At 30.2% G+C, this 16846-nt stretch carries 13 protein-coding genes; 6 read left to right on the forward strand and 7 right to left on the reverse strand.

Annotated elements, in window-relative coordinates; translation table 4 throughout:
• Nucleotides 1-1910, reverse strand: a 1910-nt coding sequence (locus T329_RS0100975) for an ATP-dependent DNA helicase (protein WP_029608580.1), incomplete at its 3' end; no start/stop codon positions are given.
• A 260-nt stretch (nucleotides 1911-2170) separates the two neighbouring features.
• Between T329_RS0100975 and dnaA the strand changes: the two genes are divergently transcribed.
• The 4 genes from dnaA (at nucleotide 2171) to T329_RS0100995 (ending at nucleotide 8210) form a co-directional block, all read left to right on the forward strand.
• Complete coding sequence (dnaA, locus tag T329_RS0100980) at nucleotides 2171-3589, forward strand: chromosomal replication initiator protein DnaA (protein WP_051630113.1); 1419 nt, start codon at nucleotides 2171-2173, stop codon at nucleotides 3587-3589.
• Nucleotides 3590-3717: 128 nt separating this feature from the next.
• Complete coding sequence (locus T329_RS0100985; protein WP_029608581.1) at nucleotides 3718-4824, forward strand: DNA polymerase III subunit beta; 1107 nt, start codon at nucleotides 3718-3720, stop codon at nucleotides 4822-4824.
• The gene (locus tag T329_RS0100990; RefSeq protein WP_029608582.1) at nucleotides 4825-5040 is read left to right on the forward strand and encodes an RNA-binding S4 domain-containing protein; all 216 of its coding nucleotides are present in this window, start codon (nucleotides 4825-4827) and stop codon (nucleotides 5038-5040) included.
• An 80-nt stretch (nucleotides 5041-5120) separates the two neighbouring features.
• The gene (locus T329_RS0100995; RefSeq protein WP_029608583.1) at nucleotides 5121-8210 is read left to right on the forward strand and encodes a GA module-containing protein; all 3090 of its coding nucleotides are present in this window, start codon (nucleotides 5121-5123) and stop codon (nucleotides 8208-8210) included.
• A gap of 37 nt (nucleotides 8211-8247) precedes the next feature.
• Here the strand turns inward: T329_RS0100995 and T329_RS0101000 are convergent, their stop codons facing one another.
• The 6 genes from T329_RS0101000 to rpmH all read right to left on the reverse strand — a co-directional run bounded on the left by T329_RS0101000 (nucleotide 8248) and on the right by rpmH (nucleotide 13313).
• On the reverse strand, nucleotides 8248-9009 hold the full coding sequence (locus T329_RS0101000) for a PQ-loop domain-containing transporter (protein WP_029608584.1): 762 nt from the start codon (nucleotides 9007-9009) through the stop codon (nucleotides 8248-8250).
• Nucleotides 9009-9836, reverse strand: coding sequence for an alpha/beta fold hydrolase (locus T329_RS0101005; protein WP_029608585.1), 828 nt, complete (start codon nucleotides 9834-9836; stop codon nucleotides 9009-9011). The genes T329_RS0101000 and T329_RS0101005 overlap by 1 nt, the downstream gene beginning before the upstream one ends.
• Before the next feature lie 6 nt (nucleotides 9837-9842).
• Nucleotides 9843-10823, reverse strand: a complete 981-nt coding sequence (lplA, locus tag T329_RS0101010) for a lipoate--protein ligase (protein WP_029608586.1) — start codon at nucleotides 10821-10823, stop codon at nucleotides 9843-9845.
• A gap of 87 nt (nucleotides 10824-10910) precedes the next feature.
• Nucleotides 10911-12836 carry a membrane protein insertase YidC gene (gene yidC, locus T329_RS0101015; protein WP_051630116.1) on the reverse strand — a complete coding sequence of 642 codons (1926 nt, stop codon included), beginning with the start codon at nucleotides 12834-12836 and terminating at the stop codon, nucleotides 10911-10913.
• Nucleotides 12826-13152: a ribonuclease P protein component gene (rnpA, locus tag T329_RS0101020; protein ID WP_029608588.1), complete on the reverse strand. Its 327-nt coding sequence runs from the start codon at nucleotides 13150-13152 to the stop codon at nucleotides 12826-12828. The genes yidC and rnpA overlap by 11 nt, the downstream gene beginning before the upstream one ends.
• 14 nt (nucleotides 13153-13166) lie before the next feature.
• The gene (rpmH, locus tag T329_RS0101025; protein ID WP_029608589.1) at nucleotides 13167-13313 is read right to left on the reverse strand and encodes a 50S ribosomal protein L34; all 147 of its coding nucleotides are present in this window, start codon (nucleotides 13311-13313) and stop codon (nucleotides 13167-13169) included.
• Nucleotides 13314-13458: 145 nt separating this feature from the next.
• Between rpmH and T329_RS0101030 the strand changes: the two genes are divergently transcribed.
• The gene (locus tag T329_RS0101030; RefSeq protein WP_051630117.1) at nucleotides 13459-15465 is read left to right on the forward strand and encodes an MIP family Ig-specific serine endopeptidase; all 2007 of its coding nucleotides are present in this window, start codon (nucleotides 13459-13461) and stop codon (nucleotides 15463-15465) included.
• Between the two features lie 101 nt (nucleotides 15466-15566).
• Nucleotides 15567-16832 carry a serine--tRNA ligase gene (gene serS / locus T329_RS0101035; RefSeq protein WP_029608591.1) on the forward strand — a complete coding sequence of 422 codons (1266 nt, stop codon included), beginning with the start codon at nucleotides 15567-15569 and terminating at the stop codon, nucleotides 16830-16832.
• Nucleotides 16833-16846 lie beyond the last annotated feature (14 nt).

The following is a 16846-nucleotide window of genomic DNA, read 5'->3' on the forward strand; positions in this document are numbered from 1 at the left end:
GAACGGCCGTAATTTACTTTTTTGTAACCAAAATCAACCTCAATTAAGTCTTTGTTGCTTGAAAACGCAGAAATGTAACCTATTTCCCCGTTATAAACGTCTAGATCATAGTCATTTTCATTTTGAACAACCTTGTCACCTAAATAAAATGTTCGCTCGGTAGGGCCTGAACCAAAACTAATAGAATTTTGTTTGTTGTCTATGTCTTTATTTCTAAACAAATTTCATCTTTGCAATATTTCATTAATGTTTTTGATACCGTGTTCAGTTTTGTGCATAGGGACTAAAACCACAACGTTTTCTAGGCCAAATTTTTCTACTTTTTCTGAATAGATTTCAACTAAAGCATCGTTGAATCTTAAACTTGTTACATCCTTTCACTCTACATCGTTTGTTTGTAGACTTGGTTCGATGTTATTTTTGATTGCTAAAAAGTGTTGCGGTATTTCGTTTTTATCTGTTCTAAAAATATCAACTAGCTTTGTAAAAGCAATTTTATTGCTATCCAAAATCCCTTCTATGAAGTTCCCTTGCCCTATACATGGTAATTGGTCATTATCGCCAACAAGAATAATTTTTTCTAGGTTAGGTGATTTTTTAAGCACTAATCAAAAAATATCAGTATTTACCATTGAAAACTCGTCAATAATTACAACTTTATGATTTGAATCTACTAGCGATGAAGTTGAGTTGTTTTTGTAATCTGACTTACCAATTAAAAAATAACTGTGAATAGTTTTAGCTTTATAACCTGATTTTGATGCAATATTTGATGCTGCTCGACCTGTAGGTGCAACAATTGCCACTTCTTTATCAATTTTGTATATTTTTTCAGCCTTGAAATAATCAACTATTGACTTAATCACATATGATTTTCCAGTTCCTGGGAAGCCAGAAATTAAAGAAACACTATTGTTTATTGCATTTTCAAATGCTTGTTGTTGTAGGTCTGATAAGGTTGAATATTTTGCAACTGTTTTGGTTTTGGAATAGGTGTGATTTAGACTTAATAATCTGGCAGCTATGTACATTTCTTTTTGTTGCATTGAATGCGTTGAAACTCTAGAAGTTTCAACATCAAAATACAATGTTTGTTTATTGATCATATCTTTAATTCTTGAAATTATTGATGCTTCCGAATACAATTTATAGTCTTTTAAGCAAAAATCAACAATGTTATCTATTTCAACCAGTGTTGAGTTATTGTTAAAGCTAATTTGCGTCACAGCTTCGTAAATTAAGGCATTTAGTCTTAAATCACTTTCTGATAAATCAAGCAGTGTTGCTAGCTTATCTATAATTTCAAACTCGTAATCTAAATTAAAAACCAGTGAGTATGGATCTATTTCTTTGATTTTGTCAAGCAGGTTATCTTTACCTAACTCAGCAGTTAAAGAGTTATATAAACGTTCTAATCCTTTGGCGATAAAAAAGTTAAGACTTGGATCCGAAAATTCGTCAATAAATTTTCTTAACGCTTCAATTTGTTTATCTTTTAAAACTGTTTTAAATGGTTCATCATCTTGTTTAAATTTATTTAGTCAATCGGTTCCGAATTTTTGTTCCATTTTTTCAACAGTGGTTAAACCTATACCTATGTTAGAACGAATAAGTATTTTTTTGAACTCATCGTTATCTTTAGGTTGGCTAAGTTGCAATGAGATCAAAACCATCGAATTGTATTTTTTACTGTTATTTTTACCTAAAACAACTTCATAAGGTGTCATCAATTTAATTGATTTTGCAGTCATAAAAACAGGGTGTGAAACTCCTGAATCAGTCACAAAAATGGCTAGAGTGTAATCTCAGTTGCTTTTTTCGCCACCGGAAAGAATTTTTTTAAACTGCCCTCTTTCTTCGATAGTTTCGCCTGCGTTTTTATTATTAATTTTTAACTCTTTTAAACTCATAATTAGTATTATTGTAAATTAAAAACGTAAATGTAGTTATGAACTGTGGATAAAGTAGTTTTTTAAGGATTAATAACACAATTTATCCACAATGTTTTTGTGAATGTATATAACGTAGAATTTTTACATATTTACCTATAAAATAGATATTTTTTATGTTAATAATTTTGTTGATAAGTTGTGTATAAGTTTTATATTCATATTATATTAACCATATAATAAAAAATTGAATATGATTTACTAATAAACACGGAGGAAATATGCGTAAAGATGAAATTGAAAAAAGCAGAAATATAGCAATTAATGAAGCATTTTTGAAGTCTATGGCGATTGAAGTCAGTGATAAAATGCTTTTTAAAAGTTTTTTTCTACCTTTGCGTATAGTTGATGTGACAGCAGGGTTTGTTACAATTGAGACTGACCTAAGTAAAGATAGCATTAATATCATCAAGTCTTCGTTTAACGACAAAGTTATAAAAGTTTTAAGCGAAATATTAAATCTTAATGCCTCTTACTCCATTGAACACAAAAAAGCGATTAAAAAAATTGTTTCTCCTGATCCAATAGTTACGCAAAAAGTTCAAGAGGTTAAAAAGCAAATAATTAAGACTTTGCGAAAAAATAACGACACATTTGTGCGTGAATTCACGTTCGAAACTTATGTTGAGGGCGATTTTAACCGCGAAGCAATAAAAATTGGTAGAGAAATAGCTGCAGGAAATTTTAATTTTAATCCGGTTTTTATTTCTGCTAATTCAGGATTGGGTAAAACACACTTACTTAACGCTATCGGTAATGAATTAAATAAGCAAGATAAAAAAGTTATTTATCTGAATCCAGCTGATTTTGTTTCGGATATATCAATGCTTTTGCAAGAAAATAATCAAGCCAAAATAAAAGCTACAACAGATGATTTAAACAATGCAGATGTCGTAATGTTTGATGATTTTCAATATTATGGCCAGGGTAATAAAAAATCAACTTTACAAATAATTAATCAAATTTTGGATCATAGGATAAACACAAACAAATTAACTATTTTTTGTTCAGATAAATCGATTATTTCTTTAAATTCAACATTTGATCAGCGTCTAATTACCAGATTAACAATGGGTTTGCAGGTTCAAATAAAAAACCCAAGACAAGCTGATTTATTGAAAATTCTTGAGTATTTTATTGAAATTAAAAATATGCACCCAGATAATTGAGAAAAAGAAGCTAAAGAATTTATTGCACGTAACTTTCACGATTCCATTAGGAGTTTGCAAGGCGCAATTAACAGATTATTTTTCTATAATGATGGTATTGCAAAAAACGCAAATGGTAGGTATACTGAGGCTATAGTAAATAAAATTCTTTCTTCTATTGCATCAAACAAAGAAAGAATAACACCTGAGTCAATAGTTGAATATGTCGCTAAATATTATCGAGTTAGCAAGAAAGATATTTTGGGCAAATCTAGACTTAAAGATATTGTGCTGGCTAGACATATAGCTATGTTCATAATTCGTGAAGAGATGGGAATATCGCTAGAAAAAATTGGTCAAATTTTTGGGAATAGGGATCACTCAACCATTATTAACGCTATTAAAAAAGTTGAAGCTTCAAGAGAATTAACCGATCAAACCTATAACCGTGCTATTTCCGCTATCTCAGAGGAGATATACAAACTTAAATAGGTTTTATCCACAATGAGTATTTGTGTAAAAAACGGATTTTGTGGTTAAAAAATAGCTAAAAATGTCGTTTTTATACTTATCCACAAATTAACAAAATATATTACTTTTATTTATTAATAAGGAGTTTTATGAAGTTTAAAATTAATAAAAAAATATTGGACGATGCATTAGAGATTGTTTCAAAATATGTAGATCCACTAAGCACATTCTATAGTTTTAGATGTGTATTGGTAAAAATTGAATCGGATTTTATTACATTAAGAGCAGCTAATGATGCAACCAATATTATTAAAAAATTGGTTGTTGATGATGTAAACATTAAAGTTGAAGAAACTGGTGAGTTTTTAGTTCAATCAAATATTTTTAAATCTATTATTAAAAAACTGTCGGGTAATATAACAATTTCAAAAACAGTAAATAATTTATTGGATATAGTTGAAGGTAATTCAAATTATCAAATTTCAACTCTTGATGAAAATACTTTTCCTGTGATCGACAGTTTATTTAATACTAAAAAAATTGAAATTAATACAAACGAACTAAAAAAAGCAATAAAAAATGTTTATCACGCTTCTAGTGAGGATAATAACTTAATATACCGTTGCATTAATATGAGATATAAAAACTCAGCAATCAACTTTACGGCTACTGATTCACACAGATTAGCTGCTTATAAAATGATAATAAATAACATGATTGATGATAAATTTGATATCTCGGTTGATGCAGAAGATTTAAAAGATTTAATTCCTTCTGATGCGCCAAAAATTGTTGAGTTGTTTTACAATGATGTAAAAGTTGGCATAAAATATGAAAACACTATAGTTGTTTCCAGAGTTGTAACAATACCTTTTAGAGATACTGATCCAATATTTAATGACATGAATATACAATACAATATTTCTATAGATAAAAATGTATTCAATAATATACTTAATAAAATTTGAATTTCAAACGGAGACAAGCAAAATAGAATTTCTATATCTGTAAATTCGAGCGAATTTAAAATTGTTAACAACGTAAGCGAAATAGGTTCATTTGTTGATTCTACTTCAGATTTTAAATTTGAAGGTAAACCGTTCCAAATGGATTTAAACTATAACTTTTTGAAAGATGCTATATCGGTGTTTGATGGTGAAATATCTATCTTAATTGACGAACATATCAAAAAAATTCTTATTCTTTCTTCATCAAATAAAAACTCTAAACAGCTTATTACACCTTTAAGGAGATAAATGAATAATATTGTATACATAAATGATGAGTTTATTACCTTGGGTCAATTATTAAAAAAAGTTGGATTGATTGACACTGGTGGACAAGCAAAATATTTTTTACTTGATAATGAAATTTTAATAAATGATAAAAAGCCTGAAGGGCGTAATTCCAAAGTTTTTTTAGGTGACGTCGTTTGAATTAATGGCTCTGCATACTTTATAAAATCAAGATAAGAAGCAACTTTTGTTGCTTTTTTCTTTAAAAATCAGTAAATTTGCGTTGATTTTGTTAAAATTAAATAAAGCGGGGTGTAATGAAATCAAGAAAAAAACAAACAATATCGGTTTTATCAATTATTGCTTCGGTTACGACAACAACAGCGATTATGTTATATGCTCATTCATGGGTGAATAATAAGGTTGAGAATCATGATTTTGATGATATGGATAATCAAATACTCTTAAAACAAATTAATATTATGTACAGAGATATTGATCAAGTTAAGAAAACTTCCATTTCAACAACAGATAAAGATAGAATTAAAAATGACTTGAGCGTGTCAAGTAAAATCTATAATCACATTAATAAGAACCAAAAACCAAAAAATAACGATAATTTAGAAAAATTAAATTCTTTAATTATTGAATTGACAAAAAGTATAAACACTATTGAAGACAAAGAAATAAAACCAGATGACAAAATTGATAAAAACAAAGATAGCGTTGATTTAAGCGAGCTAGAAGCAAAAATAAATAAGGTTTCGCAAGAAATTGATAAAGCTAATTTTAATTTATGGATTGAAAACTTGGATTCAAATTCACAACGAATAGAACAAGTTGATAAACCTCTTTATCAAAGTAAAATTGAGGCTTCAAATAACCAAAAAGATAGAGATTTATTTGATGGATTAATAGCTAAAAACAACGAAAATATCAATAAAATTCTTTTGAAATATAGAGAAAAAGCTAAAAAAGATGTTTTAGACTCTCAATTAGTTGAAGCGAGTGAAAAAGAAGAAATTCTAGATAAAATAAATCAAGCAAAAACGGTTGTTGAAATCAAGAAAATCTTTGAAAAATTCATATTTACTGAGTTTAAAAATAATAATAAAAAGCGTATAAATGAATTAGCAAATATTTCGAATACTCAAAAAGATTTGATCAATTCTTCAATTGAAAATTCAAGTGATTTTACTTCTATTTATTCCATTGTAGACTCTATGGAAATTTTGAATTATTACAAAAATTTTGCAACACAAGAAATAAATCGTTTTAGAAACTCAAAAGACGAACACAAGACGCAATATATATCAAGACTTATTGATTCGCAAACGTTAGAAGAATCTATTCGTATTTTTGAAGAAATTAATGACATCGAGAACTATAAACGAAAAGCGTTAGGTACAATCAAACAACATTTTTTCACCAACAAAACACTAAAAAACAATCTTATTCAAGACATACTTAATGCACGAAACAAAGATGAAGTCAAAAACTATTTTACTAAAGCACTAGATATAGAAGGTATAAGAAATGATATTTATAGGGAATTTTCTGACAACTATAAGATTCTCTCACAACATCAAAAAGAATTCTATAAACGTTTTCTTTTTGATGCTATCGGTAACGATGACTGGACCACAGCACTGAGTGCAGCCAACGAGTTTTGACGTGAACTTAAAAAAGCTCATCAACAACTGCAAAACTTCAACAATTTTTCAGAATCTAAAAATGTAGATATTAAAAGAGAAATTGATAATATTACTTCAACAGAGGAACTTAAATCAACAATCTCGCAATACGCTAGTGAACACCACAACTACACAATTGATTTGAATTCTTTAAAATCGCTAACTGAATTCCATGATCCTGAAGTCATAAATTATTTTTTAAGCACGCTAACCCCTGATGATTCTGAAGATTTAGCACGCGTTTTAAAAAACGCTAGAGATTTAGCTAACAAAAAAAGAGAACAAATAAATATAATAAACAACAACGCGGATATTGGCCAGGATAAAAAAGCTGAACTAATAGCACATATTAAAGCTGTATCTAAGCCTCAAGGGATAGAAAAAAACAAAAAATCTCAAGCGTTAGAAACAAAAAGATATCAGGCTTTAAACACTATTGAAAATACTGAGAATGTTGAAAATAAGCAACAATTTAAAGATCAAATTAGCAACTCTACAACAATTGAAGAAATTGAAGAAGTGTTGTATACATCTCAAACAAACATAAATGAATTAGAATTATCTAAATACAAAGCCAAAACAACAATTTCTAAATTTGATTACATATCAGAACAAGAGAAAATCGAGATGAAATCAGCTGTTGTTCAACTCAATAACAAAACCGCCATTGAGACAAAATTACAAGAATTTATACAAAAAAGTTCCGAAAAAACTGAAAAATTTAATTCAACAATTAACCTAATAACACTGTTTGATAAAGATGTTAAAAACGATATTATTGATGATTTTATTTTTGAAAAAAACACATCAGTATACAATGAGGAAGCTAACAACATCAAGGGATTGGAAGAGTATAAAAAACAAATTAACACACAGATAGAAGCGTTAGTTTCTATATCGGAGCTAGATAAACAATCATTTAAACATGAGCTAACTAGAGAAAAAAGCAGGTTTGGTGTTGAGGTTGTTTTAGGTGATGCTACCATTCGTAATAAATTCAAAGAAGTACATATTAGGAAAGTTCAAAAACTAGAAAGTTTGGATGAATCTACAATTACTAAGTACATTAATGATATGAAAAATACAACTTCAGTAATACAGGTTCAGTTGCTGAAAAAAGATGCTTATTTTCTAAACGAGAAGTCTAAACACAAGTTGGAAATCGATAATTTAAATTATTTAAGCGATGCAGAAAAAGACACGTTTAAACGTTTAGTTGATAGATCTATTAATGACAGCGACTTAACCAGTTTTGCCAACCAAGCAACAGAAATAAATCGCAGAAACCGCTACAACGCTGAAATAATCAAAAAGGTTAAAAACTTTGATAATTTATCTCAAAATCTTAAAGATTTTTACTCTAATTATTCAAATAACAGTATTGATGTTAATGATTTGGCCAATATTGACATTGACTTATCATACATTTATGAAACAAAACTTGTGAATTCGCCACTTAAATCAGACTGGTCAAACCTAAATGCAAATATTTTAGCCAAATTTGACAATGAAATTAAAAATGCTAATTATGTTGATGCAGTTAATGAAATTATCAAAAAATACAAGCACCTAAACGAAAATAAAACCTACTTAATTAATGCTATAAATAATGAGCAAAATATAACCGAACAACAAAAACAAGAACTTTTAAAATTGGTAGATTCAGTTGAAAGTGACGCAGGGATTCAATATATTTTCAGACTAACGCAATAAAAAAACCAACAAAATCAATTGTTGGTTTTTTTTGATGTTATTTATCAGTTTTGCATCTCTTACGTAAAATTCTTTTTCTAATAAGGCATTTATCCATATGAAGCAAGTAGACTTGAGATGAATAGATTAATAATGCAAGTGTTTGCCAAACCATTGCGGTTAATATATCTGATCCTGCATCGCCTCTATTAATAGCAAGTGTAATTCAATATAACATTCAGAAAATGTTTATTGCTAAAAGAGTGTATAGCATACCAGGCGACATTCCCTGGAATTTTTTTTGCTCAAGAGATTTAAAAACTACAGGTAAAAAACTTAATGTTGTTAACAACGGGAACAACACAATCATTACAGACATTAATTTGTCTGGCATGTGTAAATCAGCAACTAGTGCTCAAATTGATAAAGTTGCAGCAAGAGTTGATATTCCAAGAGAAAACATTAAAGCGAGCGGTGCCTTTTTTTGAATATTTTTTTTGTCAGAATATTTATAAGAGAAAAATATTGTATAAGATAGTATAAATGCTGAAACTATATTAGCATAAGCAGCCACAGACATTTTCACTTCGGCAGGGTCTCAAGCACCAATCAACATTCATCCTACAATTCCCGAGAAAAATACTCAAAACGTTACAAAATTTGTACCTTCAGGAGTTTTTTTAGTTTTTAGCAAGTTGACTAGTTGAGGTATACCTACCGAAACAGTACAAATAACTGATCCTAAACCAAATACAAATGCGAACCAAGCCGAAACAGGGTTTGCCTTGTTTAGTGTAAACAAACTTAAAAGAGAGTCCATTAATATAACCCTTCTGATTTTAAAATAAAATAATTAATATGTCTATGAATACGTGGGGTGTTCTTATAGAACATAGCATGACCTGAATCATTCAGTTCACACGTATCAATATTATACAGTTTTATGTATTTTTGGGCACGTGAAAAGTCAAAATAGTTATCGTTTTTGCTAATAAAAGCAGTGAAATTATGTTGTTTTGCATAAAAACGGGAATATAAGTCTTTAACAAAAACAGTATCAAAAATTTGGTTAGCCAATATTTCAAAAGTTTGTTTTCTTTGTTCGAAAAAAGTTGGTGGTGTGTTTAAAATTTTATTTTTAACTGATTCAGTTCTGATTCAATCATCATCGTAAGGACTAAATAAATTTAATTGCGACTCATAAAATTCTTCACCATTACTTGGCAACATCCATTTTGTTCTTATGGCGATTGATTCAGCGTTTTCATCTCTAGGCATAATTGGAGTTACACCAAATATATGTTTTATATTTGGATTAGTTATAGCGTTGTATAAAGCGGGAACAGTGCCCAGTGAGTGTGTAACGATATAAATCGGGCGATTTGGCAATATTTTTTCAATAAATTCATTGACAATATCACAATAATATTGCATTGTCGGTTTAGCAATATTGTTGCTTGATTGACCACAACCTGGCATATCGGGAGCAATAATTGAGTAGACACGGTTTGGTGTTTTAAAAAGGGATAAAGCACGCTGAGCTTCATCCCCAAAACCGTGTAAGAATAAAACAACAATATTACCTAAATCTTCGTCAGTTAAATAGCTTATTGTTTCGTTTGTAAGTTGTACGGTTTTTCTGATCATATCTTATTATCCTAAAATTAATTTAATAACTTCATCTTTGGTTACTGTACCAAAGTATTCTTCAAAGTCAATAGAATCAAAGACTTTTCTGATTTCGTCTTCTTTTAGCGGTAAATTGTTGAATAATGGTTCGATTTCAGCAACATCTTTTTTACTTAAAAAGTCACCTTCAAATCTGATATCTTTGATAATACCTTTTTCAATGTTACCTTTAACGTGAACGATACCACCTTTGAATTTGTCGCCGCTTCTAAAGCTAAATGTAGCTCCTTTATTGAAAATTCAATCTTCTGAGCTAACTTGTTCAGTTATTTTTTGTAGTTGATCTTTATATTTTTCGTAAGGAACTTCTAACAAAACTCCATCATTGTGCTCAACGAAATATTCGATAAGTTTTTGTATAAATGTTTCAACGTCCATTTTTTCACTAAGTTCGTCATAAACATTGGTTACACGAGCTCTAACTGATTGAATACCTTTTGACTCGTATTTAATACGCGCTGGGTTAAGAGCGTTTGAAAGTTTGGTTAAATCAACATTGTATAGAATTGTTCCGTGACTTACTATTCTGTTTTTACTTAAATATTGAGCATTTCCGCTTATTTTGCAACCATTTACGTGTACATCGTTACGGCCGTGAAACTCCGCGTTTAAACCTAATGAGCGTAAAAAACCAATAATTGGGGCTAAAAATCTTTCATAGCCACCTTGTTTGTTGTAATCGGTAATAAAGCTAAAGTTAATATTTCCCATGTCGTGGTAAACAGCGCCACCACCAGATTTACGACGCGCCAATTTGATATCGTTGTCAATTACGTATTGACGGTTAATTTCTTCGTGTGCATTTTGATTGTTACCAATGATAATCGCGTTATCATGTTGATACAAAATAAGTACATCACCAGTAATTTCTGGGTCATTTAAAATTAAATTTTCAATTGGTAAAGTAATATAAGGGCTTGTTTCTTTGATTCTATATATTTTCATATTCACCTCTTTTCTTATGAATAAATTTTATCATTTTTATGTGTAATATGTTTGTTTAGGTTGTAAAAAAACAAGCTTATAGCTTGTTTATGCAATTAGTTTTTTACCATATCTTGCTTTATAGAACTTAGATTTTTTAAAGTAATGAATTGCAATTGCTTGCAGAATTGACCAAACGTTAGTAATTACTCAATAAACTTGCACACCAGCGACAAATATTAACGTGATGAATAAGAATACAGCCATCATAATTCATTGCATTCTGTCGCTTTTACGTAGAGCTTGTTTTTGCTCAATAGTTAAGTGTTTAGTTTTGCGCTTGTTCAAAATTCTTGGCACCAGCATTGATAGAACTTGTGTAACAGTAGCGGCTAAAAGCAAGAATAAATATCATCATTCGCCATGGTTTAATAAACGTCTTCATGACAGAGCCGCAAAATCAAAGCCAAGTCAGTGCGTAGATTTCATTTCAGGTACTGATTGAATAACACGTCACATAGCAATGAAAATTGGGAATGAAATAATTAGAGAAAGAATTGAATCCATTGGACTAATTCCATTTTTTTTGTATAGATCAGCAACTTCTTGTTGTTGTCTTTGACGCATCTCTTTATTATTTTTAAAATCAGCGTATTTAGCATCGATTTTAGCTTTTTTAGCACGTAATTCTTCTTGTAGAGCCTGAGACATTGTTGCTTTTCAAGTAATGGCTAAGGCAACTAAACGTGTAATCACAACAGCTAAAACTAGAACTAAGAATGTACTTCAACCTGCTGCGTTAGGAAGCGGTGTTCTTGTAGCAACAGTTAAGGCAGCAATTGGGTAAATCACAAACGAGAAGAAAGGACCATATGATCATGTTGAAGCAAATGAGTAAAATGGAATTTGTGGTTCAGTAGCAGCAAATGGAATTGCTCCGTCGCCACCAACATTAGGACCACCTAAAACAGATGATTCAGCAGCTATTGTTGAATAAAGTTTTTCTCCAGCGTCCCCATATTTTTGCACACCCTCTTTATCAAGTAGAGGTAAATATGTTCCTGTTTTATCAAGTTTTGTGTTTTCTAAGTATGTTTTCAACACTTTATTGTAGTTGAAAAGCAAGTCGTATTGTTCAGATGTTAAAGATGTTTTTGAACCATCAATTATAGAAGTCATCAATGATTCATATGTATCGCCTGAAGTCATTACTCTTGCATAGTAGTTTTCACTATCCAAGAAAGTTTCACGATACAAGAACTCTAAAACGTCACGAGCAAATTTGCGAGCAGGAATAGAACTTAAGCCATCTTGATCACTATAAATATTGAACAATGAAGCTTTTTTAAGCACTAACCCACTATTTTCTGGGTGAGTTAATTTTAGTGCATCAGGTTTAATTGTGTAGCCACTTTCAGTTTTTTCAAAAAGGTTTTCAAATTTAAAATCAGGGTCAAGAACCTTAATTTGTGTTCATTGATTGTACACAGATTCATATTTTGTTGCTGACGAAGCAATAAATAAGTGTCTAGATTCTTTATCTGCTTTTAAAATTGGTTGGTTTTCATGTACCAATTCGCCTTTTTGGTCTAAATATTGAACAGAAGCTGAAAAACCACCTGATTTACCATATTCTCCCCCGTCGTTAGATGTTTGAGATCTAAGTGATTCAATAACATCTGCGTGGTTTTTGTAAGCTAAATGGTAGTTAGTTTCTGGTGAGTAAAATATTTCATAATACTCGCCAACTAAAAGATTATTGTCATTTTTTGGTGCTTTTGCACGCTTGAATGAAGCAACTGTTGGTGAAATGTGTTCTTTAGATTGGTAATATTCAGTACCGGCTCCAGTGAAATTAGAACTTTTAACCACCATTGTTTGAATACATCCAGCCATGGTCAAAGCAAATAACAATATGTATAAAACAATCTTTACAACAAGTCAGACCTTTTTTCAAATTTCTTTCTTGTTTTTAGATTGCTTAGGATTTTGATTATGTTTGAAATAATCAAAATTTTTCGATCTATTTTCCATATCTTATTTTTTTAATTAACCCTTCGGTTGTCAATAGTTTAGTTTTGAATTTTTGATTTAAAAACTCTTTTCTCAAGATTACTACAAGGTGAAATTTCATATCATAAATGTTTAATGAATGAATGATTGATTTCATTTGCCGTTTGTAATAATTTCTTAATACAGCATTGCAAAATTTTGTTGGAACAGTAATACCGGCTTTAAACTCGGTAGCAGGACGAAAATAAATAATCATGTACTTATTAACAACCTGTTTTTTTGTTTTTATAACAGCGTCGAATTCTCAACTTTTTTGCAATCTAAATATTTTTTTCATTTTGTTCTCTTAAACTATTTAGAACTTACAGTTAATCTTTTTCTACCTTTTGCTCTTCTAGCAGCTAAAACTTTACGTCCGTTAGCTGTTTTCATTCTTGCACGAAAACCGTGAATTTTAACGTGTTTTCTCTTGTTTGGTTGGTATGTTCTTAAACTCATGTGAACCTCCTATGTTGTTGATGTTTTATATATTAATATTTATATTTAATAAAACGTGTTTTAATTATAATAAAAAATGATATAAACGATAGGAAAAGTATAAAATTTAATTAAATAACACTGAATTATTGGAGGTTGAATAGTCATGAATAAAAAAATTCTACTTAATTTAAGCGTTATTGGAGGCATAATATCTACCTCCATTGTTGCTTCGTGTCAACAAGAAGTAAAATACAAAATTACATCTGTTGAGGTAAATAAAGACAACGATTCATATATTTTATCGATTACTTTAGATCAAAAAATATCTGAAGTAGAAATAGTCTTAGATTCTAATCAAAAGTTCAAATCTAAATTACTAAAAGATTCAAACACACTAACATTTATAATTCCAAATGACTTGAAACCCGGCAGACACGAATTTGATCTTTTTGATTCAAAAAGCAATAAAAAGATTGAAATATTATCGAATAACAATTATTTCTTGATTGAAAATACTAAACAAGAAGAACCTAAACCAACACCACAACCAGAGCCTGCTCCTGCTCCTGCTCCAAAACCGGGTGAAGGAGGTAATAATGATGACCCGATTCAACCTGAGCCTGAACCTAATCCAGTACCTCAACCGCCAGTATTTCCGCCAAATTTTCCCGACTTTAGTGAATTAAACAAACAATTACACAGATACCCTCAGTGAGCTGATAAATTTACTAAAATTAGCGAGCAACAAGCTTATGAAGAAATACATAAACGCTCATTCGCAATAAAGTTTGGTGTTGATTTTAATGAAAATCAATTTATTACATCTTCATCTGGTACTGGTTGATTGCTTGATTATCATAAAGCAAGTGAAGACAAATATAAATTGTTTATAGCAACAAATCTTCATGTTATTTCAGATTTATCAAATACATTAAGTGACGAATTAAATACTGAATTGAATTACAAAGACACCAGAGACGCAAATTATAGAGCAACAGCAATTTCAATTGGTAAAGCCGCAAATGTTAATAATAATTTTGAATCCAAAAACAATAATTTTAGATATCAAGATGACCAGGACAATAAGGTGCATTATCTAACTAACGATTCAAGATTCGCTAATCAAAGTGCAAGTGATTTTGAGGCTCTAAACACAACAAAAATCGCTGGCTTAAGCTCACCTAAAATTGTGTTCGCTGGCTATGATTTTATTGATAAAAGTTATATAAATCCAATTCAAGATGAAGTAAAACAACAAATTCGTGAACGTATAAATTACCTAGAAAATAATGAAAGCAATATTGATCCAAGTGATGACCATGCTGAAATAAATATCTTAAAAAGAACGTTAAAAAACAATGATTTTGTTCCATTTTACACCGATTTTGCAGTATTTGAAATAGATGTTGACTTCAGTTTAATGAGTGAGCAAAATGCAAAATTTTTTAAGGATGCAATCAATGGTTTAGATACATACCTAGACCGCTTAAATCGAACTGAGGTTTTACCAAACCAAGATAAATCTGTTTCAAATTATATGCTTACTGCCGATTACATTACCTCATACATTCAAAAAGGGCAAAATCAAAATAATTTATGAAATTCGCAAAATGTTTATATTGGTGGATATCCAGCTAACCCAGATCATAGAAGCGCTTTTTGATCTAGAAATAATCCATTGGAAAGAAATTCTACTGAAAATTGATACAATAGAGAACCGAAAAACGCACAAGCTTTTGGTTTGCCAGCTAATAGATTTGAAGAAAAAGTTACAAACAATAATTACACCCCATACACAAAAGTTTTTGGCAAAACATTGTTACATTATTATGGATTTAGTATGAGTATTCTGTTCTCGTCTCTTTATTATGGAGCATCAGGCTCGTTAGTATACAATGATTTTGGTCAAATGATAGGAGTGTATAGTTCAGTAAGTAGCTCATTGGAATACGGCGATTTAAGTAAAAATGCTGGATTTACTCCTTTGTTATTGTCTAAAGATTATGCAGTGGGTGAAAAAGCGATCAAAGCATACAATTTAATTGATGGCACAAACAAAAACCTTTATCCAGCTCAGACTAGAAGCTATCGTGATAATTTAAGAACTATTTATAAAAACGGTTTTGATAACGGCTCAAAAACAACTGCTTTATTCAAAAATGGATTTTAATTCCAAGTCGCAAAAGCGACTTTTTTTGTTTTGTGTTAGAACCAAATAAATGTTTCAAAAGTGATATAATTAAAAAACTATTTTACGAAGGTGGTAAATCTATGTTAAGTATCAAATTTATTCAAGAAAATACTGAAAAAGTACGCGAAAATTTAAAAAATAGAAATTTTGACATTGCTGTTTATGATCAATTAGTTGAGCTTTTAAATTCAAGAGGTCAACTAATGCACCAAGCCCAAAGCAAAAAAGCAGAGCTAAGTAAATTCAGTAAAGCGTTCGCTGAATTTAAGGATGACAAAGAAAAATTAGCTGAATTAAGATCTCAAGCTGGTGAAATTAAAAAAGAACAAGTTGCACTTGAACAAAAAGCCAATGAAATTGAACAAAAAGCAAATGAATTGTTATGAACTATACCTAATATTACGTTAGATGAAGTTCCTTATGGTGAATCAGACAAGCAAAACATTGTTATAGCTACGCATGATAAATTAGGTAGAGGCTTAATTTCACGTGTTAAACCACACTATGAAGTTGCTAAAGATTTAGATATTATTGATTTTGAACGCGGAGTTAAACTATCTGGAACTCGTTTTGTTGTTTATAAAGGTTTAGGAGCAAGACTAACTCGTGCTATCCAAAATTTCTTATTAGATTTACATACAGCAGATGGCTACACAGAATTTTCTACACCTGTTATTACTAAACCAAATATTTTATTTGGAACTGGTCAATTGCCTAAATTCAAAGAAGACTTGTTCTCAGTTGATGGTAATGATTGATACTTAATTCCAACTGCAGAAGTTACTTTGACCAACTTATTGAATAATGAATTAGTAGATTTATCAACACCGCAAAGATACACTGCATTTACTGAATGTTTTAGATCTGAAGCTGGAAGCGGTGGCAAGGACACTAAAGGAATTATAAGATTGCACCAATTCAAAAAAGTGGAACTAGTAAAAATTACATCTGAAAAAGATGCTTTAGCAGAATTTGACCAAATGCTTGAACAAGCTAAAAAAGTTCTTGAACATTTAGAACTTCCATACCGTGAATTACAATTATGTACTGGCGATACTGGTTTTTCATCAAGAAAAACCATAGATTTAGAGGTATGATTGCCTTCTGAAATTCAATTCAGAGAGATTTCTTCTGTATCATACATGGGTGATTTCCAAGCTCGTAGAGCAATGATAAGATATAAAGATGAAAACGGCGAAAATCAATATGCACATACCATGAATGGTTCAGGATTAGCTATTGATAGATTAGTTGCGGCAATCCTAGAGAACTACCAAAACGAAGATGGCACAGTTACTGTTCCAACAAAACTAATTCCATACATGCAAACTGAAATAATTAAGTAAAAAAGACACGTACG

The sequence above is a fragment of the Mycoplasma simbae ATCC 49888 genome (genome assembly GCF_000702705.1).
Classification (GTDB): domain Bacteria; phylum Bacillota_I; class Bacilli_A; order Mycoplasmatales; family Metamycoplasmataceae; genus Mycoplasmopsis; species Mycoplasmopsis simbae.